Raw genomic sequence first — 25,164 nt, 5'->3', positions numbered from 1 at the left:
CGGCATCGGCGACGGTTGGGGCCCCGGTGCCCGTGTGCGATACTGCGGCCGTGTCGACCAGGCGTACGCTCGAGCCCGATCCGGTCATCGAAGCTTACAAGCGCGACGTCGACCGGACCCTGATCCGAGAGAACCTGCGCCGCTCGGTGCAGGAGCGGTTCGACCGCCTTGTCGCGCTCAGCCGCTTCGCCGAGGAGTTGCGCCGCGCCGGCCGTGCGCGGAGCGGCTCGTGACCGACTTTGCCGCCCTGCTGCGGGCATTGGCGGGGGCTGTCGCTGCCTCGATCTGGAGCGCCTCATCGAGGTGAAACGCGCCGCGGGGCGGCCGAAGGACCTCGACGCGATCGCCGAGCTCGAGGCCATCCAACAGGAGCGGCGCCGCTGATCCTGCCGCGGCGGGCCGCGTGGGGCCGTCGCGCCGCCGCTGCGCGAACGAAGCGGGGCGCGTGCCTACGGGCGTCCCGCCAGCGACGGCGCCGCCTCCTCGTAGACCGCGAGGGTCGCGGCGGCGCAGCGTTCCCAGGTGAAGGCGGCGGCGCGCGCCGGGCCGGCGGCGCGCAGGCGGGCCCGCAGCTCGGCGTCGTCGAGGCCGCGATGCAGCGCCGCCGCCAGGGCGGCCTCGTCGCGCGGGTCGACCAGCACCGCCGCGTCGCCGGCCACCTCCGGCAGCGCCGCGACGTCGGCGGCGACCACGGGCGTGCCGCACGCCAGGGCCTCCAGCACCGGCAGGCCGAATCCCTCGTACAGCGAGGGGAAGGCGAAGAGATCGGCGGCGCGGTAGAGCGCCACCAGGTGCGCGTCGGTCACCGGTCCGGTCAGGCGCACCGCCTCCGTCAGCCCCTCGGCGGCGATGCGGGCCCGCAGCGGCTCGACGCCCCACCCGGGCGGACCGGCGAGCACCAGCAGATGGCGCAGACGATGGGCGCGGCGGGCGCGGGCGAAGGCGGAGACCAGCGCCGGCAGGTTCTTGCGCGGCTCGAGCGTGCCGACGTGCAGCACGAACGGCGCCGCGATGCCGAGCTCGGCCGCCACGATGCGCCGCGCCGCCTCGGCGTCGCCCGGGGTGAAGCGCGGGTCGCAGCCGAGGGGCACGGCGCGCACCGTCGCCGGCGCCGCGCCGAGCAGCTCGATGACGTCGCGCCGCGTCGCTTCGGAGTCGGCGATCACCCGCGTCGCCTCGCGCAGCGAGCGCGCCGTGCGCTCGACCAGCCGCCGCAGCGCCGGCGTGCCCAGCTCCGGGTGCCGCAGCAGCGTCAGGTCGTGCACGGTGACCACGATCGGCACGCCGGCGGCGCGCGGGGTGACGTAGTTGGTGGCGTGGAAGAGATCGACCGCGCCGGTGGCGGCGCGCAGCGGCAGGAGGCGCGGCAGCGGCAGCGGAAAGCCGGTGATCGCCGGATAGAGGAGCGAGCGGCACCAGCGCGCGTTGGCCGGCAGCGGCGCCGCGGGCGAGTCGGGCGGCACGGCGCGCAGCGCGGTGCGCGCCAGGTCGGTCAGGCCGAAGAGCAGAAACGTCGTCCGCGGCCGCAGGCGCGCCATGGCGGCGACCAGGGCGCGCGTATAGGCGGCGATGCCGGCGCTGCGCACCTGCAGCGGCAGGCCGTCGACGGCGATGCGGGCGCCCGGCCGCGCGGTGGGCCGGAGGGCGGGCGGGGCAGGCATGGCGCGGGCGGCGCGTCCCGCCGGCTCAGCGCCGCGGATGGGCGAGGAAGTAGTAGTTCGTCTGGCCGTGGAACTCGTCGTGCAGCCCCTGCCGCGACAGCGGCGGGCGGCCATCCAGCCAGTCCGCCATCAGCGAGATCTCCAGGCCGCACTCGCCGACCAGCAGGTCGTGGACGTGCTCCGGCGTGGTGCCGTAGAAGTCGGAGCCGCCGAGCCCGTGCTCGAAGACGATGAGCGGCCGGCAGCGGCGGATGGTGGCCGCCGCGCCGCGCAGCACCTCGAGCTCGGCGCCCTCGACGTCGATCTTGATGAGATCGACGGCGGCGTCCGCCGGCAGCACGGCGTCCAGCGGCTCGACCTGGACGGCGATCTCCACCACCTCCTCGTGCGGGCGGTCGTAGCGGCGGCGGCGCAGGCCGCTGTAGGCGTGGTTGGTCACCACGTGCTGGAAGGCGGAGCGGCCGCTGCGGTCGCTGAGCGCGAGATTGAACAGGCTCACCTGCGGGTTGCCGCCGAAGCGGCGGCGCAGGTCGTCGAAGAGATCGGGCAGCGGCTCGAATGCGTAGTGGCGGCCGCGCGGCGCCACGCGCAGCATTTCGCTCAGGATGGCCCCGACGTTGGCGCCGACGTCGACGCACGAGGCGTCGGCGGCGAGCATCCGCTCCATGATCTGCGTCGTCTGCCGATCGTACTGCTCGCTCAGCGTCATGCAGGGTCCGCGGTAGTCAGTCCGCCCGCGCGGCGCAAGGGGAGGGCGCTCGGGAGAGACGGCCGCCGCAACGCGCCGCGGGCAACGCACGTGGGCGCCGGTTGCTCCGCCCGGGGGGCGCACGGCCGCGCGGGAGCGCGGCCCTCCAGCCTGTCGAATCGTCCGGGAGCTCAGGAGACGCGGCGGATCCACAGGCTGGTCGACCAGCGTCCCTGCGGCCGGTACAGCGACGAGAAGGCGACCAGCGCGTCCGGGTGCAGGACGTGCAGGTAGCTGCCGGCGTAGAGGATCTCGAAGCGCTCGTTGAACGACAGGAAGGCCTCGACCAGGTACTGCTCGTTCCAGAAGCGGTGCTCGTCCAGCACCCAGTTCCGCGGGTACTCGAGCGGCGTGTAGATGTCGTGGAAGTGCACCAGCACGCCGGGCGCGAGGCGCGGGACGATGTCGAGCACCTCGCGGGTCGTGTCGCTGCCGATGGCGACGACGTGACTCGAGTCGATGAACAGCACGTCGCCGGCGGCGAGCTGCGCGAAGGTCTCGAGCGGCACCTGTTGCAGCGGCGTGCTGATCAGCCGCGTGACGCCGGGCACGCCGGCGCGCAGGGTGGCATTGGGATACGGCTCGATGCAGACCAGCTCGCCGGGCGCGCCCTCGGCGGCGTTGCGGCGCAACGCCGCCGCCGTGATCAGGGTCGAGAAGCCGCTGCCGACCTCGATCACCAGGCGCGGCCGGTGGTCGCGGACCAGGCAGTGCAGCACCTCGGCGTCGGTGCTGGCGAACTGGCCGTTCTCCTCGTGGTACTGGGTGGGATCGGCGGTGGCCTGGCGCGGAAAGCGCTCGTACTCGGAGCGGTAGCGGTCCGCGAAGTCCCGCAGGCGCTGCAACTGCGCGTCGACCCGCAGGTCGATCGCCGGCAGCGTGCGCGTCTGCTCCCAGAGCGCGGGGTCGAGCAGGCGGGTATCGGGGATCGGCTCGTAGAAGTGCACCGGGACGACGTGCACGCCGTGCCGCTCCCAGAAGCGGAAGCTGCGCTTCACCCAGGCGTAGCGCAGGTAGGCGAGGCGGTCACGCAGGGAGGCCATGGCTCGTCTCCTCGGCGGCGGACGGCGCCGCCGCCTCGTCGGGGCGTCCGGCCGCGCCGCGCAGCACCGCGGCGACCGCGGCGGCGATGCGCGACCAGGGGTAGCGCGCCAGCGCCTTGTCGCGCCCCGCGGCGCCCAGTCGCGCGGCCAGCGCCGGGTCGGCGAGCAGGCGCGCCAGCGCCGACTCGAGCTCGGCGTCGGTGTGGCAGAGCAGACCGTCGACGTCGTCGGCGACCAGCTCGGCGAACGCCGGACAATCGCCGTTGGCGATCACCGGCTTGCCGCACGCCCAGGCCTCGACGAGCACGATGCCGAAGCTCTCGCTCTCGCTCATGGTCGCCAGACACCAGCACGAGGCGAGCGCGCCGAGGGCGACGGCGCGCGGCTGGCTGCCGTACGCGTGCACGCCGGGCCCTTCGACGCGCGCGCCGTCGGCGTCCGGGCCGATCAGCACCACGTCGCATTCGAGCCCGCGCGCCCGCAGGCGGCGCACCGCGTCGAGCACGCGGTGGTAGCCCTTGTTCGCCTCCTTGCGCCCGAGGACGAGCACGAACGGGTGCGGCGACGCGTGCACGGCACGGAAGGCGCGGCGGGCGGGGCCGAGGTCGGCGAGCTCGGCCGGGTCGATGCCGCCGCCGGGCAGGGCGGCGGCATCGGCGCCGATGCGGTCGAAGAACAGCGGCACGGAGCGGTCGGGGAAGGCGATGACGCGCGCGGCGCCGCGCAGCAGGGCGTAGTACGACTGCCAGTGATAGTAGCGATCGTCGATGTGGAAGTGCGGCAGCACCACGTAGGGGACGCCGGCGGCGCGCGCCGCGGCGCCGGCGGCGACGGCCGGGGAGAACGGCAGGCCGTGCGCCAGCACGACGTCGTAGTCGCCCACGTGCTCGGCGAGCCAGCGGTCGTAGGCGGCCGACTGCGGACCGCGGGTGAACAGGAACGGCGCGTCGTCGGCGGCGGCGCGCGCCGTGGTGGCGGCGATGAGCGCGTCGATCCAGGCGCCGGGATCGCTGCGCCGCAGGCGGGTCGCATAGTCCTCGGTCAGGGACACCGGTCGGGCGCCGGCGCCGTCATCGGCCGTGATGCCGGTGACGCAGACGCCGAGCGCGCGCGCATCGCCGCGCCCGCGGATGACCGCGTCGCTCTCCAGGGTGAGGATGCCGGCCGGCGCCGGCGGCAGATCGAGGGTGACGCGGAACTCGCCGTGCACGGTGGCGGCGTACAGTCGCTGGTCGTCGCGGCTGATGGCCAGCGGCGTCGGCGTGGGCGCCCGGCCGTCGATGACGAGCGTCCGGCAGCGCGGCGGGCAGGACATCTGCGCCCGCGCCCCGCTCCAGCGCTGCACCCGGTCCGGGTAGCGCTCCGGCGGGTACCAGCCGCCGAGCAGCACGACGTCGTCGAAGCGGGTGGCGAACGGCGCCGCCAGTGCCGCGTCCTCGCGCTGCCAGAGCGCGAAGAGCTCGCGGCAGGCATCGAGGAGCGCCGCCCGCGGCGGCGCCTCGACCGCGAACGGGTGCACGCGGCGGACGAACGGCGGCGCCGCCACCGGCCCGGGCTCGTAGCGGGCGCCGAAGTGCGCCTCGACGCCGATCTCGGCGACGGCGAAGCTGGCGACGTCGACGATGAACCGGTGGCGCGGCGCGAGCTGCTCGAGGACGCGGAAGAGGTAGGCCTCGGCCCCGCCGCGCGGCGGATCGGTGAAGCGGAAGGTGCACACCAGGAGCCGGGTGGGCCGCTCGGCGATCAGCCGCGCGAGCAGCTCGCCGTAGCGGCGGGCCAGCGGCGCCCAGTCGCAGTGCTGGCGGGCGTACGCGCCGGCGCGCGCCGCGAGGGCCTGTCGCCGCGGCGCGTCGGCGAGGAGACCGCGCAGTGCCGCGGCGAAGTCGTCGAGCTCGGCGGTGACCGCCTCGACGCCCGGGGTGAGCGCGAAGCCGCGCAGCCCGATCGGGGTCGAGAGCACCGGCAGGCCGGCGGCGAGGAACTCCGCCACCTTGAGGCTCGAGCCGCCGCCGCTGCGCATCGGATTGATGGCGACGTCGGCGAGCCGGAGCAGCGCCGTCTTCTCGGCGGCCGACACGAAGCCCACCGGCAGCACGTTGGCGGGGCATGATTGGTCGCGCAGGGCATCGCCGGCGCCGCCGACGATGGCGAACACGACCTCGGGGCACGCCGGGGCCAGCCGCTCGGCGATGCAGCGCGCGGCCTCGACGTTGGGCGGATGGCCGCTGCCGAGAAACACCGCCAGCGGGCGGCCGTCGAGGTAGCGGCGGACCGCGTCGAGCGCCGGCGGGTCCGCCGCATAGGTGGTGCTGTCGACGCCGTTGGCGATCACCGTCAGGCGCGCCGGGTCGACGTGGCGCGCGAAGGTGGCGCGGTCCTCCTCGGACACGCACACCACGTGCTGGGCGCGGGCGCAGGCGAGGGCCTCGACCTCCGTTACGATGGCGAGCAGCGCCTCGCGGTCGGGATGCGCGGCGAGGAGCGCCGTCTTGAGCTCGACCTCCACGTTCAGCGCCTCGTAGACCACCGGCACCGCCGGCGGCGCCGCCTCGAGCAGCGGCGCCAGGTATGGATGCGCCAGCACGACCGCGTCGGCGTCCCGCAGCAGGCGGCGGTACTGGGCGACCAGCAGGGCGTTGTCGCGGCAGCGGCGGGCGTCGAGGATGTCGGCGGTCGACACCTCGGGGCGGCGGCCGTTCCAGATCGCCTGCTCGGCCCGATGCGCCTCGGTGCGCGGCACGCGCACCTCGGTGAAGCCGTCGCGGATGCGACGCTCGCCCGGCATGGCGTCGTCGCTCAGGCAGAGCAGGGTGACCTCGAACGTCTCCGCCAGGCGGGCGAACAGCGAGCGCAGCCGTTCCTGTCCGCCGTGCTCGGCGGCGGCGACCGGAAAGTCGTTGAGCAGGAGGAGCCGCGGCCGGCCGCGGCCGCGGCGGGCGGAGTCGTCGAGCAGCGCCGTCAGCCGGGCGGCGACCGCGGCGGCGATCGCCGGCCAGGTGTAGCGCGCCGCCGCCAGCTCGGCGGCGGCGCGGCCCAGGCGGGACCGCCGATCGGGGTCGGCGGCCAGCGCCCGGACCGCGCCGGGGAAGTCGTCGCGCGGCGCCACGATGCAGTGCCGCTCGTCCTCGACCGCCAGGCCGCGGGCGCCGAAATCGGTGGTGACCACCGCCAGGCCGGCGGCGAAGTAGTCCAGCAGCTTGAGATTGGTGCCGGCGCCGCTGGTCACCGGGTTCAGCGCCACGTCGGCGGCGCGGAACAGCAGCGCCTTGTGCTCGTCGCTGACGACGCCGAGCGGGGTCACGTTGGCCGGCGTCGGGCCCAGGGTGGCGCACACCGAGCCGGCGATGGCGAGGTGGAGCTCGGGCGCGCGCGGCGCCAGCTCCTCGCACAGGGCGCGCGCGGCATCGCGGTTCGGCGGGTGGGCGCTGCCGAGGAAGATCGCCAGCGGCGCGTCGGGCGGCAGCCCGAGCGCGCGCCGCGCCGCCGCTCGCGATGGGCCGTCGGCCACCTCCGGCGCGCGCGGCTCGACGCCGTTGGGGGCGAGGGCGATGGTGTCGAGCGGGCGGCCGTAGCGCTGGTGGAACGCCGCGCGCTCCGCGTCCGACGTGGCGAACACCAGATCGCAGCCGCGCACCAGGCGGGCCTCGAGGTCGGCGACGAAGTCGACGTAGCGCTGGCGCCGCGGACCCTGAAACAGATCGGCGGCCATCCGCGCCTCGAGATTGTGGCTGTTGTAGATGCGCGGCCGTCCGTCGCGCCCGAAGCCCTCGTCGTAGCCGAGCATGTAGGGGAACTCGTGCACCACCGCGTCGGCGTCGGCGACCAGCTCGCGCACCGTGCGGCGGTACTCGTCGTCGGCGGCGCTGGCCAGCGCGCACACCAGGCCGGAGCACTCCGGGCCGATGGCCTCGGCGTCGAGCGCCATATGCAGGCGCAGGTGCAGCGCCGTCTTCGGGATGCGGTGCTCGCGCAGCCGCGGCGCGAGGCGGATCACCTCGCGCGGGTGGTCGGGATAGGTGGGCGAGACGATGGTGACGTCGAGCTCGCCGCCGAGCGCCGCGTACAGATGGTACAGCCGCGCCTCGCCGCCGCTGCGCGGGGGATGGAAGGCGGGGAAGAAGCTGAGGACGAGCAGCCGCCTCATGCGCGGTAGGCGAGCACCGCGTAGTCGCGCGGACCGTGGAAATGGGCGTTGAGGCGGGTCGCCAGCTCCGAGGTTTCGGGGAAGCGCGCGTACTCCGGCGCCGGGTGCAGCGGCCGCACCGCGACGTCGCGGAAGCCGCGCGCCTCGGCGAGGAAGCGCACCAACGGGCTCGGCAGCGGCCGGCGATGGGTCGGATCGAGATGGAAGTCGCTGCTGGCGACGAGCATGTTGTCCGGGTTCGGGGTTTCGACGATCAGCAGGCCGCCCGGGCGGAGGACGCGCGCCGCGTGGTCGAACAGCGCCACGAGCTGCCCGTAGGGCAGGTGCTCGATCAGGTGAAAGGCGGTGACGACGGCGGCGCTCGCCTCGGCCGCGGCGGCCAGATGGGCGACCGCATCGGCCTCCACGACGTCGAGCCCGGCGTCGCGGCAGTGCGCGACGAGCAGTCGGTTGTCGTCGACGCCGCGCCCCCGGATGCCGGCCTCGCGCAGCAGCGCCAGCCACTCGCCGCGCCCGCAGCCGAGATCGAGGACGGAGTCGTCCGCGGACGCGATGACGGCGCGGACGTCGGGCAGGTAGACGCGCAGACGCTCGCTGATGTCCGCGGGATGGCCGCGGAAGCGGTCCTCGAAGGCGACGTACAGCGCGTCGAGCGCGTGCGCCGCCTCGTCGCGCACCGCCGCGTCGAGCGCCGCGCCGCCTGCGCTCTGCGCGGCGGCCAGGCGCAGCAGCCGCCGCTCGTCGGCGGCGAGGCTCGCCTGCGCGGCGGCGACCGCCCGGCGCAGCGCCGGGGCCTCGGTGTCGATCCACTGCCGCAGGGCGGTGCGGGCCGCTTCCGCGTCGGCGACCGTCTCGATGCGGCGCTCCATCGCGACGAGCGCCTCGCCGTGCGCCGCCACCGCCGTCTCGAGCGCCGCGAGCTGGCGCTCGAGCGCCGCCGCGCGCTGCTCGCCGCGGCGCAGCCGGTCGCCGAGCCCGGCCTCGCCCTGCGCCAGCCCGAGGCTGTGCATGCGCGCGCTGGTGAGGAGGAGGTTGTTGAACACCCGCTGATCGACGGTGACGACCTGCAGCACGCGGTAGAGCGCCCAGGTGACGAGCCGCGCCAGCGGCCGCAGGACGCGCGGCAGGGCGCCGAAGGGCGGGATCGCGGTGCCGACGTCGGCGATCCGTTGCGCCTGGTCGAGCAGCAACTGTTCCTGGTGGAAGTTCGGCGCCAGCACCACGGGCTCTCCCGGGTCCTCGCCCGCGCCGCCGGTCGCCAGCGCGGCGCGCACCCGCGCCATCAGCTCCTCGGCGTCGATCGGCGGCTCGGGCGGCATCGCTCCCCTCTGCTGCGATTGCGCCGCCGAGGTCAAGGCAGGTGGCGGCGGACGGTCAGCGCGACCGGCAGCAACGCCGCGCCGACGAAGCGCCGGCTGGCGCTCGGCGTCACCTCGAACACGAGCGCCTGATCCCACCAGTCGAGGTTCCGCTCGAGGTGCGTCTCTCCGGTGTGGACCGCGGCGCTCACCGAATAGGTGCCGGCGCCCAGGTTCAGCACCAGGCGGAAGTCGCATTCGAGGATCTCGCCCGCCGCCAGGTCGGCCGGGAACACCGCTAGGTGGAACGAATTGGTGCCGAAGATGTCGTTGCCGAGGCGGTCGCGGATGACGAAGCCGACGGTCGGCCGCGCCACCGGCTCGGCGAAGCGGATCGCGCAGCGCAGGACGGCGGGCTCGGCGATGGCGAATGCCGTGCGCGGCGTGCCGTCCTCGGCGGCGATGGTGACGGCGGTGATCTCGGCGCCGCGGCTGCCGGAGCGCGTGGCGACCCGGCCGCCGGCGGCGGGCTGCTGGACGATGGCGGCGTCCGCTTCGCGCTGGGCGACGCGGGCATTGTAGAAGTCGAGCACGGCGTCGGGCGCGCCGCTGTGCAGGACCCGGCCGTGCTCGAGCAGCAGGGCGCGGTCGCACAGGGTGCGGACCGCGGTCGGATCGTGCGAGACGAAGAGCAGCGTCGTGCCGGCGGCGCGAAAGTCGCGGATGCGCTGCATGCTCTTGTGCTGGAAGTAGATGTCGCCGACCGACAGCGCCTCGTCGACGATCAGCACCTCCGGGCGCACGGCGGTGGCGACGCTGAACGCGAGGCGCATCTGCATGCCGGTGGAGTAGCTGCGCAGCGGCTCGTCCATGTGGTCGGCGAGCTCGGCGAAGTCGGCGACGTGCGGCAGGCAGCGCTCGGCGTCGGCGGTGCTGAGGCCCTGCATCTGGCAGCCGATGAGGGCGTTCTGCGCGCCGGTGAAGTCGGGGTGGAAGCCCGTCCCGAGCTCGAGCAGCGCCGCGACCCGGCCGTCGAGCTGGAAGGCGCCCTCGCTGGGCAGCGTCGTGCCGGTGAGGATCTTGAGCAGCGTGCTCTTGCCGGCGCCGTTGGCGCCGACGATGCCCAGCGCCTCGCCGGCGCCGACCGCGAAGCTGATGCCGCGCAGGGCCCAGCGGGCCTGGTGGCGCGCCGGGCGGCCGCCGCTCGCCCACTCCGCCAGCCGGGACCAGTGGCTGGGATAGCGCTTGTAGCACTTACCGAGGTTGTCGACGCGGATCATGCGCGGTGCGAGGGGCGGGGCGGCGCGGCGGCGCGCCGCGCGCGCGCGGCCTCAGATCTCGTCCACCATCTCGCCGGAGAGGCGCTGGAAGACCGCCAGCCCGGCCGCCAGGGCGACGAGCGCCGAGAGCGCGGGCACGACGGCGACCGACCAGGACGGCCATTCGCCGACGAGGACGATCTGCTGGTAGGCGCGTATCGGGCCATAGAGCGGATTGAGCCGGACCAGTCGCTCCGCCGCCTCGGGGAGGACGGCCAGGGTATAGATGATGGGCGTCAGCCAGAACCAGAACTGGAGCGCCACGGTCACCGCCTGGGCGACGTCGCGAAAGAAGACGTTGAGCGTTCCCAGGCAGATGCCGAGGCCGAGCGCGAACGCCTGCTGCAGGGCGAGCAGCGGCACGAACGCCAGCATCGGCCATCCCGGGAAGCGGCCGCTGGCGACGAGGAACGCGACGAAGAGAGCGAAGATGATGGCGAAGTTGAGGGTGCTCGAGAGCAGCAGGATCACCGGCAGGCTGATGCGCGGGAAGCTCACCTTCTTCACCAGCGGGGCGTGATCGAGAAACACGGTCTGGCAGCGTTGCAAGAGCTCGCTGAAGTAGAGCCAGGGGAGCAGGCCGGCGCAGAGATAGAGACTGTAGGCGAAGGGATCGTCGCTCCCCGGCAGGCGGGCGTGCATGACGCGCCCGAAGACCACCGTGTAGATGAGGATGAGCGCCAGCGGCTGCAGGATCGCCCACAGCCCGCCGAGCAGCGAGTTGACGTAGCGGGCGCGGAACTCGCGCCCCACCATGCCCCAGATGAAGCTGCGGTACTGCCACAGCGCCCGGGCCATGAGCCGCGCCGACAGCGCTCCTGCTCGGGGCATCGGTCGCCGCGCGCGCGGGTCAGGCGCCGGCGCGCGGCGCGCCCGCCAGCGCCGCGAGGTCGGCGTCGACCATCATGTCCACCAGCTCGCGGAAGGAGACCGACGGCTGCCACCCCAGCCGGGCGCGCGCCTTGGCGCTGTCGCCGATCAGTTGGTCGACCTCGGCCGGCCGTCGCAGGGCGGGGTCCTCGCGCACGTGGGCGCGCCAGTCCAACCCGGCGCGGGCGAAGGCCAGGGTGGCGAACTCGCGCACGCTGTGCGCCTCGCCGGTGGCGATCACGTAATCGCCCGGCTCGGGTTGCTGCAACATGCGCCACATCGCGTCCACGTAGTCACCGGCGAAGCCCCAGTCGCGCTCGGCGTCCAGGTTGCCGAGCGCCAGGTGGTCGGCGAGGCCGAGCTTCACCCGCGCCGCGCCGTCGCTGATCTTGCGGGTGACGAACTCGCGCCCACGGCGCGGCGATTCATGGTTGAAGAGGATGCCGGAGCAGGCGAACAGGCCGTAGCTCTCGCGGTAGTTGACGGTGATGAAATGCCCATACGTCTTCGCCACGCCGTAGGGGCTGCGCGGGTGGAACGGCGTCGCCTCGTTCTGCGGCACCTCGCGCACCTTGCCGAACATCTCGCTCGACGACGCCTGGTACATGCGGATGCGCGGGTTGACCAAGCGGATCGCCTCGAGCAGCCGGGTGACGCCGACCGCGTCGAACTCCGCGGTGAGCACCGGCTGCTGCCAGGAGGTCGGCACGAACGACATCGCCGCCAGGTTGTACACCTCGTCCGGCTGGACGCGCTCGAGCACCTCGATCAGCGAGAGCTGGTCGAGGAGGTCGGCCTGGACCAGGCGCAGGCGCTGGCGCAGGTGCTCGATGCGGGCGAAGTTCTCGCTGCTCGAGCGGCGCACGACGCCGGCGACCTGGTAGCCGCGCGCCAGCAGCAGCTCCGCCAGGTAGCTGCCGTCCTGTCCGGTGATCCCGGTGATGAGCGCGGTGGGCACGGGGGCGACGGTGGATGGCTGGGAAAAAGCGGGCTCACCCCATCTGGAACGGGGGAGGTTGTCAAGCGTCCGGCGGCGCGTCGCGCAGCGCCTGCTCGAGGTGGGCGACGATGCGCGGCGCGGCCATGCCGTCGCCGAACGGGTTGGCGCGCGCCCGCATCGCCGCGTGGGCGGCGGGATCGTCCAGCAGACGGGCGGCGGCGGCGACGATCGCCTGCCGATCGCTGCCGACCAGGCGCGCGGTGCCGGCGGCGAGCGCCTCGCCGCGCTCGGTGGCGGCGCGGGTGATCAGCACCGGCACGGCGAACGAGGGCGCCTCCTCCTGGACGCCGCCGGAGTCGGTGATCGCCAGGTGGGCGCGGCGCAGCAGGGCGACGAAGCCGAGGTAGTCGAGCGGCGGCGTCAGCCGGATACGCGGGTGATCGGCGAGCGCGGCGCGCACCGGGTCGGCGACCGCCGGGTTGAGGTGCACCGGGTAGACGACCAGCACGTCGGGGTAGCGATCGGCGAGCAGGCGCAGGGCGGCGCAGAGCTCGGCGATGCCGGCGCCGATGCTCTCGCGGCGATGGCCGGTGACCAGCAGCAGGCGTCGCCCCTGCAGCGCCGCATCGTCGAGCGGCGGCGGCAGCGGCAGCGGCCGCGCCGCGATGGCGCGGAGGGCGTCGACCACGGTGTTGCCGGTGACCAGGATGTTGTCGTCGGCGATGCCTTCGCGCCGCAGATGCGCGGCGGCCGCCGCCGTCGGCGCGTAGTGCCAGCGGGCGAGCTGCGCGATCAGGCGCCGGTTCATCTCCTCCGGGAAGGGTTGGTCGAGGCGGCCGGTGCGCAGGCCGGCTTCGACGTGGCCGACCGGCACCCCGGCGTGGAACGCGGCGAGGGCGGCGGCCAGCGCCGTCGTCGTGTCGCCCTCGACCAGCAGCGCCGCCGGGCGCTCGGCGGCGAGCACGCCGCGCAGGCCGTGGAGGACGCGGGCGGCGAGCTCGGTCAGATCCTGGGCCGGCTGCATCACCGCCAGGTCGTGATCCGGCGCGATGGCGAAGAGGCGCAGCATCTGGTCGAGCATCTCGCGATGCTGGCCGGTGACGCACAGCCGCGGCCGCAGCGTCGCCGTGCGCCCCAGCGCCACCAACACCGGCGCCAGCTTGATGGCCTCCGGGCGCGTGCCGAGCACCACCAGGACGGGACGGGGCGCGCTCACTGGCGCGCTCCGGCGCCGGCGAGGAGGCGCTGATAGAGCGCCAGGAGCTGGCCGGCGATGGCGTCCCAGCCGTAGCGGGCGCGAGCGAACGCGACGGCGTTTGGCGACAGCGCGCCGCGTTCACGCAGGCACTGCGCCAGCCGTGCCGCGAGCGCGATCGGGTCGCCGGGATCGACGAGGAAGCCGGTGCGGCCGTCGTCGACCAGGGTGCGCACCCCGGGCAGGCGCGAGGCCACCACCGGCGTGCCGCAGGCCAGGGCCTCGAGCAGCACCAGCCCGAACGCCTCGGTGCGGTCGATCGACGGCAGCGCCAGCACGTCGGCGGCGCGGTAGTGGTCGGGCAGCTCGCGGTCGCCGATGTCGCCGACGAAGCGCACCCGCTCGCCGAGGCGCGCGCGCGCCTGGGCTTCGTACTCGCCGCGCCACTCGCCGTCGCCGCCGACCACCAGCGCCGCCTCCGGGATCTGCGCCAGGGCCTCGATCAGGACGTGCAATCCCTTGAAGTAGTGGGCGCGATCGAGGCGCGCCAGGAAGAAGACCGTCGGTCGATCGGGGAGGCCCAGGCGGGCGCGCAGCGCCGCCGGCGGCTCGCCGGGGGCGAAGGCGGCGAGGTCGACGCCGCCGGGGATCGCCACCAGCTTCGCTTCGAGCGCCGGCAGGGCGGGCGCCAGGAACGAGGACGCGGCGTAGTCGTGCGAGGTGACGACGATGGCGTCGGCGAGGCGCAGGATCGCCGGCAGCAGCAGGCGCCGGTGCCAATGGAAGAGGCGCGCCTTCCAGTGCACGCCGACGACGTCCATCTGGTACTGCAGCACCAGCCGCGGACCGCCGAGCAGGCGGCGCGCCGCCAGCAGCTCGGCGGTGCCGAAAAACGGATAGTGCAGGTGGACGACGTCGACGCCGCCGAGCCGCCACAGCACCTGCGGCAGACACGCGGCATTGCCGCGCGCCAGCAGCGGCGGCAGCTCGACGAGCTCGACGCCGGGCGGCGCCTGGCGCGGGGCGGCGGCGCGCGGCGTGAGCACGCGCACCCGCGCTCCGGTCGCCGCCAGGGCGCGTGCCTGATGGTAGGCGACGGTTCCCATGCCGCCGCGATAGGGGGGAAAGACGGGCGCGATGTGCGCGACTCGCACGGATCACCTGGGCAGCGGACGCGACCGCGATAGCAACTGCCTGCCGACGCGGTCAACGCGGGTGCGCCGGCGGCGACGGGCGGGGGGCCGCGCCGTCACGGCCGGCGCGCCGCGGTCGGCTGGCAACGCGGAAGGGCAATCAGTATGATCCCGCCGATGTCCGTCAAGCGGCCCGCTCTGGTCACGTTCGCCATCGCGCTCGTCGGTCTGGCGGTCGCCGTGATGATCGCCCGGACCCACGCCCAGCTCAACACCGGTCTGGATGGCGGGTGCAAGGTCAGCGCGATCATCGACTGCGCGCCGGTGCTGACGAGCTCGTTCGCCTACCTCTTCGGTATCCCGGTCGCCTACTTCGCGCTCGTCGCCTATGGCGTGATGGCCGGCCTGGCGATCGCCGCGGCCTCCGTCGCCAGCGCGCCGCGCCGTCGCCAGCTCGCCAACCTGCTGCTGCTCGGCGCCGTCGGCTCGGTCGTCGTCTCCGCCTATCTCGCCTACATCGCCTTCGCCGTCCTCGGCCACGTCTGCCCGCAGTGCACCACCCTCTACGTCGTGAACCTGTTGCTGCTGGCATCGACCGCATGGCTCATCAGCGGCGCGCAGGGGTCGAGCCGCGACCAGCGGACCTGGCGCGGGCGGCTGCGGCTGATCGGCGGCGCGGTCGCCGCCACCCTGGTGATCCTCGTCGCCGGCGTCCTGTGGAAGGGGCTGCGCGCCCCGGCCAACCTCACCGCCGACGAGGTCTGCCAGCGCGACCCGGAGTTCTGCGCCCAGTACAAGGGTCTGCCCGTGGTGTCGCTCGACGTGCCCGGCGGGCACGTCAAAGGGCCCGCCGACGCTCCGGTCACCATCGTCGAGTTCTCGGACTTCGAGTGCGGCCACTGCAAGCTCGCCTGGGAAGGGCTGAAGCAGGCGCTGCCGACCTACGGCGATCAGGTGCAGGTGCGCTTTCATCACTTCCCGCTCGACGGCACCTGCAACCCGGCGATGCCGGCGGGCGGCGGCCACAAGTACGCCTGCCTGGCGGCGATGGCGGCGGAGTGCGCCGGCGCCCAGGGCCGCTTCTGGCAGTACCAGGACATCCTGTTCGAACATCAACCGATGTTCGCGCGCGAGGATCTGCTGCGCTACGCCGTCGACCTCGGCCTCGATCGCGATGCGTTCGTCGCCTGCCTCGACAGCGACGCGCCGCGCGCGGCGATCCGCCAGGACGTCGCCTCCGGCACCCGGCTCGGCATCGACTCGACGCCGACGCTGTATCTGAACGGCCGCACCGTGCGCGGCGCGCTGCGCGGCGACACCTTCGGCTACGCGATCGTCCTCGAACGCGCCGCCGCGCCGAAGCGCGAGAGCTGAGCGCCGCCGGCGCGCGCGCGTCGGGTGAGCGCGCCTCGCGCCGCGATGCGCGCGGCGCGTGCGCGTTGACGCACGCGCCACCGTGGGCGCTGCGCCCTGCGCGCGCGAACGACGCGCGCGAAAAAAATTCCGCGCCAGCGCCCGCGCGCACACGATGACGCGCATCTTCTCCGCGCATCGCGCGCGCGATGCTCTGCCGCGCGGTGAAAATTCTTGACACCGCGCCCGACCGGGAATAGACAGTGCGCCTCTTCTTTCTCAGCCTTTTCGTTTCCGTTTCAAAATGACGCTTTCGGATGCGCGCATCGCCTTCCTTTCGGGGAGGGAGGGGCGGCGGTGCGCGGCGCGGCTGTGCATGGTGGTGTGGATGGTGGGGAGAATCGGTGTGGTAGCGGCGGGTTACTGAGTTGTCCCCAGGTGTGGATAGCGGCTGCGTGCTCGAGCCAGTGGAAACCGCCAACGGATCGCATGAGGGGTGGGCGCGCATGGAGGCACTGTGGTCTACGGCACTGCCGGCGCTGCGGCAGCACATGGGAGAGCGCAACTTCGCGGCCTGGATCGAGCCAATCACGTGTCGCATGGTGGACGGCGAGCTTCGGCTCGAGGTGCCGAGTCGCTTCTTCCAGTCGTGGGTGACGCGACACTTCCTGCCGACGATCCATGACACGTTGAGCAGCTTGGCCGGCGCACCGTGCACGGTGCGCGTCGTGGTGGCGGCGGAGGGGAACGGGGTGCCGCGGCCCGCGCCCGACGCGCCGGCACCGGAACCAACGGTGCCGGCGCGGCCCGCGCGCGTCGCCAACATCGGCCGCCTGATTCCCAGCTACACCTTCGAGTCCTTCGTCGTCGGTCCGTCGAACGACGTCGCGTTCCGCACCGCGCAGGCGGTGAGCGAGGCGCCCGGCGTGCGCTACAATCCGATGTTCCTGCACGGCGGGGTGGGGCTCGGCAAGACGCATCTGATCAACGCCATCGGGCACGAGATCCTGCGCCGCCGGGCGCGCGCCCGGGTCGCCGTGCTGTCGTCCGAATCCTTCATGAACACGTTGATCGCGGCGCTGCGCAAGGACCAGATGAACGCGTTCCGCGAGAAGTTCCGGCAGGTCGACGCGCTGATCCTCGACGACGTCCAGTTCCTCGCCGGCAAGGAGCGGACGCAGGAGGAGTTCTTCCACACCTTCAACGCCCTGCACGAGGCGCAGAAGCAGATCGTGCTGACCTCGGACAAGGCGCCGGCCGACATTCGCGGTCTCGAGCAGCGGCTGCGCAGCCGCTTCGAGGGCGGCCTGATGGCGGAGATCCATCCGCCGACGCGGGAGATGCGGGCGGCGATCCTGCGCGCCAAGTCGCGCGCCCAGCAGGTGGAGCTGAGCGACCAGGTGCTCGAGCTGTTCGTGCAGCGCGGCGGCAACAGCGTGCGCGAGCTCGAGGGGGCGCTGAATCGCGCCCTGGCGCTGGCGTTGGTGCGCGGCACCGGCGTGACCACCGAGGTGGCGCTGGCGGCGCTGGGACCGTACGCGCGGGTGCGGTCGGTGTCGGTGGAGACGGTGCAGGAGATGGTGAGCGACCGCTTCGGGGTCACCATCGCCGACCTGGTCTCGCACCGGCGCGAACGCGAGGTGTCGTATCCGCGGCAGATCGCGATGTACCTCAGCCGCACGGTCGCCGAGGCGTCGTTCCCCACCATCGCCGAGAAGTTCGGCGGGCGCGACCACACGACGGTGATGTACGCGGTGAAGACCATCGAGACGCGGCGGGCGCGCGACCTGGGGGTCGATCAGCTCCTCAGCGGCTTCGAGGGCGCGCTGCGCGATCGCTGAGCGGGCCTGCGCCGCGCTGGCGCGATTGCCTTTGCTCGTCCCGGCTGGCATCTCGCCGGCAGTGGGAGGGAGGCGATGATGGCCGCACATACGGGGGTTCGCGACGCGTTCCGACGTGCTGTCCTGGTCCTGTCCGTGTTGGCGGTCGCGCTCGCGGCCGCGGCCGCGGCCGCGGCGCAGGCGCAGGCGGGGTTCCGGCCGCGGTTCCTGCCGCAGGCGCCGTTTGCGATCAACATCGGGTCCGACGCCGGCCGCCAGGCGGTGGCGCTCGCCGATCTGAACGGCGACGGGCGGCCGGACCTGGTGGCGATCCAGCCGCAGGAGGGGCGGATCGCGATCCGGTTGAACGACGGGGCCGGCGGTTTCGCGCCGGCGCAGGCCATCGCCGTCGACCCGCTGACGCCGACCGTCGTCGCCATCGCCGACGTCACCTCGCCGCTCGCCTCGCCGAGCGCGGGCGCGCCGGATGGGATTCCCGACGTCCTCGTCGGCGGCGCCGACGGCGCGCTCCTGCTGTGTCCCGGCGTCGGCGACGGCACGGTGGTCAGCGATCGCCAGGCGTTGGACGACGTCGGCACGAGCGAGACCATCGGCATCGCCAGCGGCGACTTCGACGGCGTCTCCGGGACCGACGTGGCGCTGCTCGCCGGCGACGGCGTGCGGGTGCTGTGCAACGACGGCGGCGCGCTGCGCCCGTGCGGCGACGGCGGCCTGATGGCGGTGTCCGGCGATCCGATCAAGATCGTCACCGGCGACTTCAATGGCGACACCCACGCGGACCTGGCGGTGCTCGACCGCGCCGACCAGCGCCTGCTGCCGCTGTTCGGCGACGGCACCGGCGGCTTCGCCCGCGGCGCGGCGGCGAACGTCGCCGGCGAGGCGAGCGGCAGCGCCGCGGTCGACGTCGCGGTGGCGCGGGTCGACGACGATGCCATCGACGACCTGGTGATCGCCAACCGCAACGAGCTGTTCCAGTTCCTCGCCGTCACCCTGCTCGGCACCGCGCGCGGCAGCTTCCGCACCCTGGCTTTCGTCATCGACTTCAACGCCTCGGCGCTCGCCGTGGGCGACTTCGACAACGACCGCGGCGGGGGCGTCGACGTCCTCGTCGGCTACGCGGGCGGGTCGCGCGGCGGCGTCACCGTCAACCTGGGCGACCAGACCGGCTCGTTCGCCGATCCCTTCATCCCCGTCGGCACCAACACCCTCGGCCAGGTGCGCCTGCTGCTCGCCGACGATCTCAACGGCGACGGCATCGTCGACGTACTGGCCGTCCGCGACGACGGGGCCGGGGCGCGCGTGCTGCTCAACGGCACGCTGCCGTTCTGCGCCGGCGACTGCAACGCCGACGGCAACGTCTCGATCGACGAGCTGACGCGCGGGGTCGGCATCGTGCTCGGCGAACGCGACGTCCGCGAGTGCGTCGCCCTCGACCTCGACGGCACGCAGACCGTCACCATCGACGAATTGGTGGCCGCCGTCGGCCGCGCCCTGAACGGGTGCCCGACGAGCTGAACCGATTTGACAAAATCGATGCCTGTCGGGAGATTGGGGAGCACGCAGTGACCTTCCCGCTCCACCATCTGGAACTTCACCCAACTCGCAACGTCTCCCCCTGCCACCGTCATTAGGTACCATGCCGTCTGACGCCGCTTCCCGTCCGCCGCTCGGATCGTTGGCCTGCCTCGCCGGCGCGCTCGCCCTCCTGGCGGCGGCCGCGTCGCCGGCGCCGGCGCAGTTCTCGCCCCGCTTCCGCGTTCAGCCGGTCATCGACGTCCGCATCGGCGGCGACCCCGGCAAGAACGCCTTCGTCCTGGCCGACGTCAATGATGACCGGCTGCTGGACATCATCGCGATCGAGCCCGACGAATCGCGGGTCGATGTCTACCTCAATCTCGGCAACGGCACCTTCGACCTGGTGGCGACGCCGGGCGCCGGCGACATCACGCCGACCTGCGTCGCCGTGGCGGACGTCGGGTCCACCTTCGCGTCGGATTCGGCAGGCAAACCGGACGGCAAGCCGGACATCATCGTCGGCGGCGACGGCGGCGAGGTCGCGATCCTCTACGGGCGGAATGACGGCCAGTTCGACTCCCCGACCCCGGACGAGGTGCTCGAGCCGGATCCGACGATCGAGATCGTCGGCCTGGTGACCGGCGACTTCGACAAGGGCAACGGCACCGACGTTGCCCTGCTCGACGCGGACGGGGTGGTCGTCCTGTGCAACGATGGCAATGGCAACCTCTCCGCATGCTCGGGCGAGGAGCCCCTGGCGGTCGGCGGCACGTTCCCGCACAAGATCGTGACCGGCGACTTCAATGGTGACGCCGCTCCCGACGTGGCGGTGCTCAACCCCGACGAGCAGACGGTGGCCATCTTCATCGGCAACGGCAGGGGCGGCTTCGCGGCGCCGCAGCAGGTGAACATCCAGGCCGAGGCGTCCTCCAGCGAGGACTCCGCCACCGACATGACGGTCGCCCGGGTGGACGGGGACAATCTCGACGACATCCTGGTCGTGAACAACGCCTTCTTCGGCGACAAATTCGGCGCGGTGGTCTTCGGCACGACCGGCCGCTTCCGCCAGGGCACGCTCTTCGTGACCAATTTTGGCGCCTCGGCGATCACCGCGGCGGACTTCGACGGTGGCGCGGATCGCGCCACCGATCTGCTCGTCGCCTTCGACGGCCAGGAGTCGCGGGGGATCAACGCCAGCATCGGAAACGGCGCCGGCGACTTCTCCGACAGTCCCTTCGCGCCGCTGGGGACATCGAACGCGGGCGTCGGCGCGAGCAGCGTGCTGGCGAGCGGCGCCCTCGGCGGCGACACCTTGCCGGATTTCGCCGTGCTCGACGGTGACGGGGCCAAGTTGCGGGTGTTCATCAACATCTCCAATGAAGCCACCCCGACGCCCAATCCGCTGACGCCGTCGCCCGGCACGACGCCGAGCCCGACCGTCACCGGGCTGCCGCCGCCGACCGGCACCGCCACCGGGACGCCGACGGCGAGCTTCACGCCCACCCCGACCAACACGCCGACGCCGATTCCGACCGCCAACTACGGCCGCTGCGACGGGGCGCTGGGCACCAGCCTCGCCGCCATCGCCGCCGGCGATCTCGACGGCGACGGGCGGCCCGACCTGGTGGTGTCCGACACCGGCGCCGGCGCGGTGCGCATCGTCTACAACGCCGCCAACGTGGCGCAGGTGAAGACGTGCGCGCGTTCGATGACCAGCCAGGCGCTGACCGGCGAGACCGTCTCGCTCGGCGGCCGGACGCCGGGGCCGCTGGCCATCGGCGACCTCGACCAGGACGGCGTCAACGAGATCGCCGTCGGCGCCGGCGACCGGGTGTTGCTGCTCAAGCGCTCCGGCGGCAGCTTCGCGGTCGATGGCGAAGTGGTGGTCGGCGGCACGGTGCGGGCGATCGCCGCCAGCTATCCCGATCACCCCTCCGACCCGCGGCTGCGCGGTCTGCTCGATCTGAACAACGATCGGCGCGGCGACCTGGTGATCGCCAACGGCACGACCACCCTGACCTTCGTCTACGGCGTCGCCGGCCAGCTCCCGGGCCAATCGGTCACCCAGGCGAGCTCGTGTCCCGCGACCGCGGTCGACGCCGGCGATTTCAACGGCGACGGCCGGATCGACATCGCCATCGGCTGCGGCAGCAGCGCCAGTTGGCTGCAGCAGGGGAGCAACGGCGACGTGCCGACCTTCCAGCCCAAGGGCGTCTTCGCCAGCGGCGCCCCGATCGTCGGCATCGCCGCCGGCTATCTGAACAGCGACCGCTTCGTGGACCTCCTGATCACCCGCTCGGGCAACACCCCGTCCGGGCAGTCGTACCTGTTCAGCGACGGCTCGTTCGATCCCGCCAACAACGGCACGTTCAGCGTCGGCAGCGACCCGATCGCCGGCGGCCTGGGGCGCCTGAATCCGATGCGCAACCGCTTCGACGCCGTGATCGGCGGCCAGAACGGCGGCAGCGTGTTGCAGTTCGCATACAACGACAGCAACGGCGGCTTCCCCGGCCCGGTGATCGAGCCGTTCCTCGTCCACGACACGCCGCGGGCGCTGGTGGTGGTCGACTTCGACAACGACGGTCAGCAGGACGTGGCGCTCGCCAACGACGATGGCACGGTGACCATTCTGGTCAGCAGCGAGCCGCCGCCGACGCCGACGCCGACGGTGACGCACACCGCCACGCCGACCGGGACGGCGACGATGACCGAGACGCCGAGCATCACGCCGACGCCGTCGGCGACCGACACCCCCACGCTCACGCCCACCGCCACCAACGCCGCCACCTCGACCCGCACCGTGACGCCGGGCCCGTCGCCGACGCCGACCAACACCCGCGGCGGCATCGTGCTCGGCAGTTGCGCCATCGGCGACAGCAGCGGCGGCAGCTCGCCGCTGCAGATGGCGGTGATCGCCCTGCTGCTGGCCGGCGGGCGCCTGCTGGCGGCGCGCCGCGGCGGCGCGGCGAGGACGCATGCGCGCCGCTGAGCTCGTCCGGCTGGTGGCGGCTGCCGGCGTGCTGCTGGCGCAGGGAGCGGCGCACGCGCAGGCGTTTCCGAGCTACGTGCGCTGCGGCGTCCCCGGCTCCCGCCTGGGGACCAGCGTCAACGGCTTCCAGGCCGGGACGGTGGGCTTCCTCAACGACGACCCTTCCCCCGATCTGGTCCTCATCGACGCCACCCAGGTGGTCGTCGCGCTCACCGATTCGGCGCTGTGGGTCAAGGGATCGTGCCCGGAGGCGATCGTCGAATCGCGGCCGATTCAAGCCCCCCGCGCGCAGGGCGTGACCCTGGTCGAGGGGAGCGCGGGCAGCGATCTCGGCATCACCACCCGTCCGTCGACGGCGGCGCTCTACATCGGCGACCGCAGCGGCAGCTTCGCCGTCGGGCCGACGATCACGACGCTCGAGGAGGTGGGGGCGATCACCGCGGCGCGGGTCGACGGCGACAGCCGGCCGGAGCTGATCGTCGCCGACTCCAACACCGTCAAGGTGCTGAAGCTCAATACCGCGACGGCGATGTACGAGGTGATGCAGACGCTGCCGGTGGCCGGCGGCAACGTGAAGCTCATCGGCGCCGCGCCGCTCGACGCCGACGGGCGGGTCGACATCGTCGCCGTCGACGTGCTGGGCAACGTCCACATCTTCCTCCAGAGCGCCTCCGGCACGTTCGTCGACCAGGGGTCGCCGTCGAGCGGCTCGCTGCAGGTTCCCGGCGCCGCGGCGATGCAGATCGTCGACGTCGACAACGACACCACCCCCGACCTGTTGTTCGCGGTGTCCGGCGGCGCCAGCGGCAGCCTGCAGGTGTACCGCGGCAGCTCCTCGCAGAGCGGCAGCGTCACCTACGCGCTGACGCAGACGCTGCCGGCTGGCATCGACCCCTCGGCGCTGGCGGTCGGCAACCTCAACGGTGGCGGCCCGCTCGACGCCGTGGTCAGCGATCGCGCCGCCGACCAGATCCGCCTCTACCGCGGCATCGCCGGCGGCTTCGAGAATCCCGCCGCGCCGCTCGGCACCGGACCGGCGCCGAACGGTCTGCTGCTCGCCGACCTGGACCGCGACGGCCTCGACGACATCGTCACCACCAACGCCGGCGACGGGTCGCTGAGCGTGTTTCTGAGCAGCGCGCCGCCGCCGACGCCGACCCGCACGCCGACCGCGACGCCGGTCGATACCGCCACCGCGACGGCGACGCCGAGCAGCACCGTCACCGCGACCGCGACCGCGACCGCCACCGCCACCGCGACGCCCACCAACACCGGGACGGTGACCTCGACCGTGACCGTGACCCGGACGCCCATTCCGACCGCGACGGTCACCGCCACCTATGGCGGCTTCCTGGTGATGGGTTCCGGCTGTGCCGAGATCGGCCGCGGCGGCGACGGTGGCGGCAGCGCCATGCCGCTGGTCGTGCTCGCCGCCTTCGTCATCCTGCGCCGGCTCCGCCGCCTGGAGCGCGGCACTGCCGCGCGTTCGCACGACGACATCGCCTGACCGCCCCTTCCGACCCGATCCCGCGGCGCCGACGGCACGCCCGCTGAGCGGTGGTTGAACGCGCCGGGGCGGTCCATTAGAGCGGTGCGATGGTCGGCATCACCCGCTACGGTTCGTACGTTCCCGTCCATCGTCTCGAGCGGCGTCTGATCGAGCAGGCGTGGGGGACCAGACAGGCGAAGGGCGAGATCGCCGTCGCCAATTACGACGAGGACGCGCTGACCATGGCCATCGACGCGGCCATGGCCTGCCTCGGCGATCCGCCGCAGGCGGTGGACGGCGCCTTCTTCGCCAGCACCAGCGCCCCGTACGGCGAGAAGCAGATGGCGAGCGTGCTCGCCACCGCCGTCGACCTGCCGCGCGCCATCTTCACCGCCGACTTCGCCGGCTCGGCGCGCAGCGGCGTCAGCGCGCTGCTGGCGGCGTTGCGCGCCGTGCAGGCCGACGCGCGCCAGGTGCTGGTGACGGCGGCCGACGTTCGGGTGGCGGCGCCGGAGAGCGAGCTCGAGGGCGTGCTCGGGGACGCCGCGGCGGCGTGTGCCGTCGGCCGCGACGGCGTCATCGCCGAGCTCGTCGACCACGCCTCGATCGCCGAGGAGTTCACCTATCACTGGCGCACCGACGCGCAGCGCACGCTGCAGGTCGCCGGGGGCAAGTTCTCCAACGACTTCGGTTACGGGCGCGACCTCGGGGCGGCAATCCGCCTGGTGCTCGAACGCCAGGGGTTGGAGCCACGGGCGATCCAGCGTCTGGCCCTCGGCTCGCCGGACGCGCGCGCCAGCGCCGACCTCGCCAAGCAGCTCGGCTTCGATCCGAAGACGCAGCTCGTGCCGTCGCTCCACGGCGAGCTGGGCTGCACCGGCAGCGCCGAGCCGCTGCTGCTCCTGGCGCGAGCCCTGGACGAGGCCGCTCCCGGCGAGCTGATCCTCTGCGGCGGGTACGGCGAGGGCGCCGACGTCGTCCTGCTGCGCGCGACGCCGGCGATCGTCAGTGGCCGGGCGGCGACGCCGCTGGCGCGCTGGCTGGCGGCGCGCACGCCGCTCGGCTCGTACCAGAAGCTGCTCAAGTTCCGCCGCCTCGTCGAGGTGGAGGAGGTCACCGACACGGTGACCAACGTGCTCGAATTCAAGGAGCGCAAGCAGGACATCCGGCTCTACGGCAGCCGCTGCCTCGAGTGCGGCCAGGTGCAGTACCCGATGGCGCGCGTCTGCATCCGTTGCCGGGCCCAGGAGCGCACCGAGGACGCGCGCATTCCGCGCCGCGGCACCGTCTTCACCTTCACCATCGACCACCTGATCGCCAACCTCGAGCACCCGCTGCCGATGGCGGTGGTCGACGCCGAGGGCGGCGGCCGTCTCTACCTGCAGGTCGCCGACGCCGAGGACATCCAGATCGGCGAACCGGTGGCGCTCACGTATCGCCGGCTCCACGAAGGCGGCGGCAATCGCAACTACTACTGGAAGGCGCGGCCCATTCGCGAGACCTGATCCATCGATGTCCACCGATTCGCGCCTCCCCGCACCGCCGATCCACGGCCGGCGCCGCGCCGCCGCCCGGGAGGCGTGGGGAGATTCGGTGTCCGTCGGTGGCGTCCGGGGTGGGGATCGG

General features: G+C 73.4%; 17 protein-coding genes. 7 read left to right on the top strand and 10 right to left on the bottom strand.

Annotation, left to right across the window (positions count from 1 at the left end):
- Positions 1 to 50 precede the first annotated feature (50 nt).
- A complete protein-coding gene (locus KF840_11705; protein ID MBX3025560.1) occupies positions 51 to 233 on the top strand; it encodes a hypothetical protein in 183 nt (60 codons plus the stop codon).
- A 216-nt stretch (positions 234 to 449) separates the two neighbouring features.
- Here KF840_11705 and KF840_11700 read toward each other — a convergent pair whose 3' ends face one another.
- From KF840_11700 to KF840_11655, 10 genes are all read right to left on the bottom strand, one after another.
- Entirely contained in the window at positions 450 to 1,661 is a 1,212-nt protein-coding gene (locus KF840_11700; GenBank protein MBX3025559.1) for a glycosyltransferase family 4 protein, read from the bottom strand.
- Between the two features lie 25 nt (positions 1,662 to 1,686).
- Complete coding sequence (locus KF840_11695; GenBank protein MBX3025558.1) at positions 1,687 to 2,370, bottom strand: FkbM family methyltransferase; 684 nt, start codon at positions 2,368 to 2,370, stop codon at positions 1,687 to 1,689.
- 170 nt (positions 2,371 to 2,540) lie between these two features.
- Positions 2,541 to 3,452: a class I SAM-dependent methyltransferase gene (locus KF840_11690; GenBank protein ID MBX3025557.1), complete on the bottom strand. Its 912-nt coding sequence runs from the start codon at positions 3,450 to 3,452 to the stop codon at positions 2,541 to 2,543.
- A complete protein-coding gene (locus tag KF840_11685) occupies positions 3,436 to 7,596 on the bottom strand; it encodes a glycosyltransferase family 4 protein (protein MBX3025556.1) in 4,161 nt (1,386 codons plus the stop codon). Before KF840_11685 ends, KF840_11690 begins: the two co-directional genes overlap by 17 nt.
- Positions 7,593 to 8,915, bottom strand: coding sequence for a methyltransferase domain-containing protein (locus KF840_11680; GenBank protein MBX3025555.1), 1,323 nt, complete (start codon positions 8,913 to 8,915; stop codon positions 7,593 to 7,595). Before KF840_11680 ends, KF840_11685 begins: the two co-directional genes overlap by 4 nt.
- A 32-nt stretch (positions 8,916 to 8,947) precedes the next feature.
- Complete coding sequence (locus tag KF840_11675) at positions 8,948 to 10,174, bottom strand: ABC transporter ATP-binding protein (protein MBX3025554.1); 1,227 nt, start codon at positions 10,172 to 10,174, stop codon at positions 8,948 to 8,950.
- Between the two features lie 51 nt (positions 10,175 to 10,225).
- Positions 10,226 to 11,011, bottom strand: coding sequence for an ABC transporter permease (locus KF840_11670; protein MBX3025553.1), 786 nt, complete (start codon positions 11,009 to 11,011; stop codon positions 10,226 to 10,228).
- 52 nt (positions 11,012 to 11,063) lie between these two features.
- Positions 11,064 to 12,041, bottom strand: a complete 978-nt coding sequence (gene gmd, locus KF840_11665; protein ID MBX3025552.1) for a GDP-mannose 4,6-dehydratase — start codon at positions 12,039 to 12,041, stop codon at positions 11,064 to 11,066.
- 61 nt (positions 12,042 to 12,102) lie between these two features.
- Positions 12,103 to 13,239 carry a UDP-N-acetylglucosamine 2-epimerase (non-hydrolyzing) gene (gene wecB / locus KF840_11660; protein MBX3025551.1) on the bottom strand — a complete coding sequence of 379 codons (1,137 nt, stop codon included), beginning with the start codon at positions 13,237 to 13,239 and terminating at the stop codon, positions 12,103 to 12,105.
- A complete protein-coding gene (locus KF840_11655; protein ID MBX3025550.1) occupies positions 13,236 to 14,324 on the bottom strand; it encodes a glycosyltransferase family 4 protein in 1,089 nt (362 codons plus the stop codon). The genes wecB and KF840_11655 overlap by 4 nt, the downstream gene beginning before the upstream one ends.
- Positions 14,325 to 14,528: 204 nt before the next feature.
- On the opposite strand from KF840_11655, the gene KF840_11650 reads away from it, so the two are divergent.
- The 6 genes from KF840_11650 to KF840_11625 all read left to right on the top strand — a co-directional run bounded on the left by KF840_11650 (position 14,529) and on the right by KF840_11625 (position 25,043).
- A complete protein-coding gene (locus tag KF840_11650; GenBank protein ID MBX3025549.1) occupies positions 14,529 to 15,725 on the top strand; it encodes a thioredoxin domain-containing protein in 1,197 nt (398 codons plus the stop codon).
- A 485-nt stretch (positions 15,726 to 16,210) separates the two neighbouring features.
- The gene (dnaA, locus tag KF840_11645; protein ID MBX3025548.1) at positions 16,211 to 17,545 is read left to right on the top strand and encodes a chromosomal replication initiator protein DnaA; all 1,335 of its coding nucleotides are present in this window, start codon (positions 16,211 to 16,213) and stop codon (positions 17,543 to 17,545) included.
- A 78-nt stretch (positions 17,546 to 17,623) separates the two neighbouring features.
- Entirely contained in the window at positions 17,624 to 19,060 is a 1,437-nt protein-coding gene (locus KF840_11640) for a VCBS repeat-containing protein (protein ID MBX3025547.1), read from the top strand.
- 121 nt (positions 19,061 to 19,181) lie between these two features.
- Positions 19,182 to 22,049, top strand: coding sequence for a VCBS repeat-containing protein (locus KF840_11635; protein MBX3025546.1), 2,868 nt, complete (start codon positions 19,182 to 19,184; stop codon positions 22,047 to 22,049).
- The gene (locus tag KF840_11630) at positions 22,036 to 23,556 is read left to right on the top strand and encodes a VCBS repeat-containing protein (GenBank protein MBX3025545.1); all 1,521 of its coding nucleotides are present in this window, start codon (positions 22,036 to 22,038) and stop codon (positions 23,554 to 23,556) included. The genes KF840_11635 and KF840_11630 overlap by 14 nt, the downstream gene beginning before the upstream one ends.
- An 89-nt stretch (positions 23,557 to 23,645) precedes the next feature.
- Complete coding sequence (locus tag KF840_11625) at positions 23,646 to 25,043, top strand: hydroxymethylglutaryl-CoA synthase family protein (protein MBX3025544.1); 1,398 nt, start codon at positions 23,646 to 23,648, stop codon at positions 25,041 to 25,043.
- Positions 25,044 to 25,164: the final 121 nt, after the last annotated feature.

The organism is bacterium, from assembly GCA_019637795.1.
In the GTDB taxonomy this organism is placed as follows: domain Bacteria; phylum Desulfobacterota; class Binatia; order HRBIN30; family CADEER01; genus JAHBUY01.
Note: the sequence above shows the minus strand (reverse complement) of the source record. Positions and strands in the feature narration are given on the sequence as shown.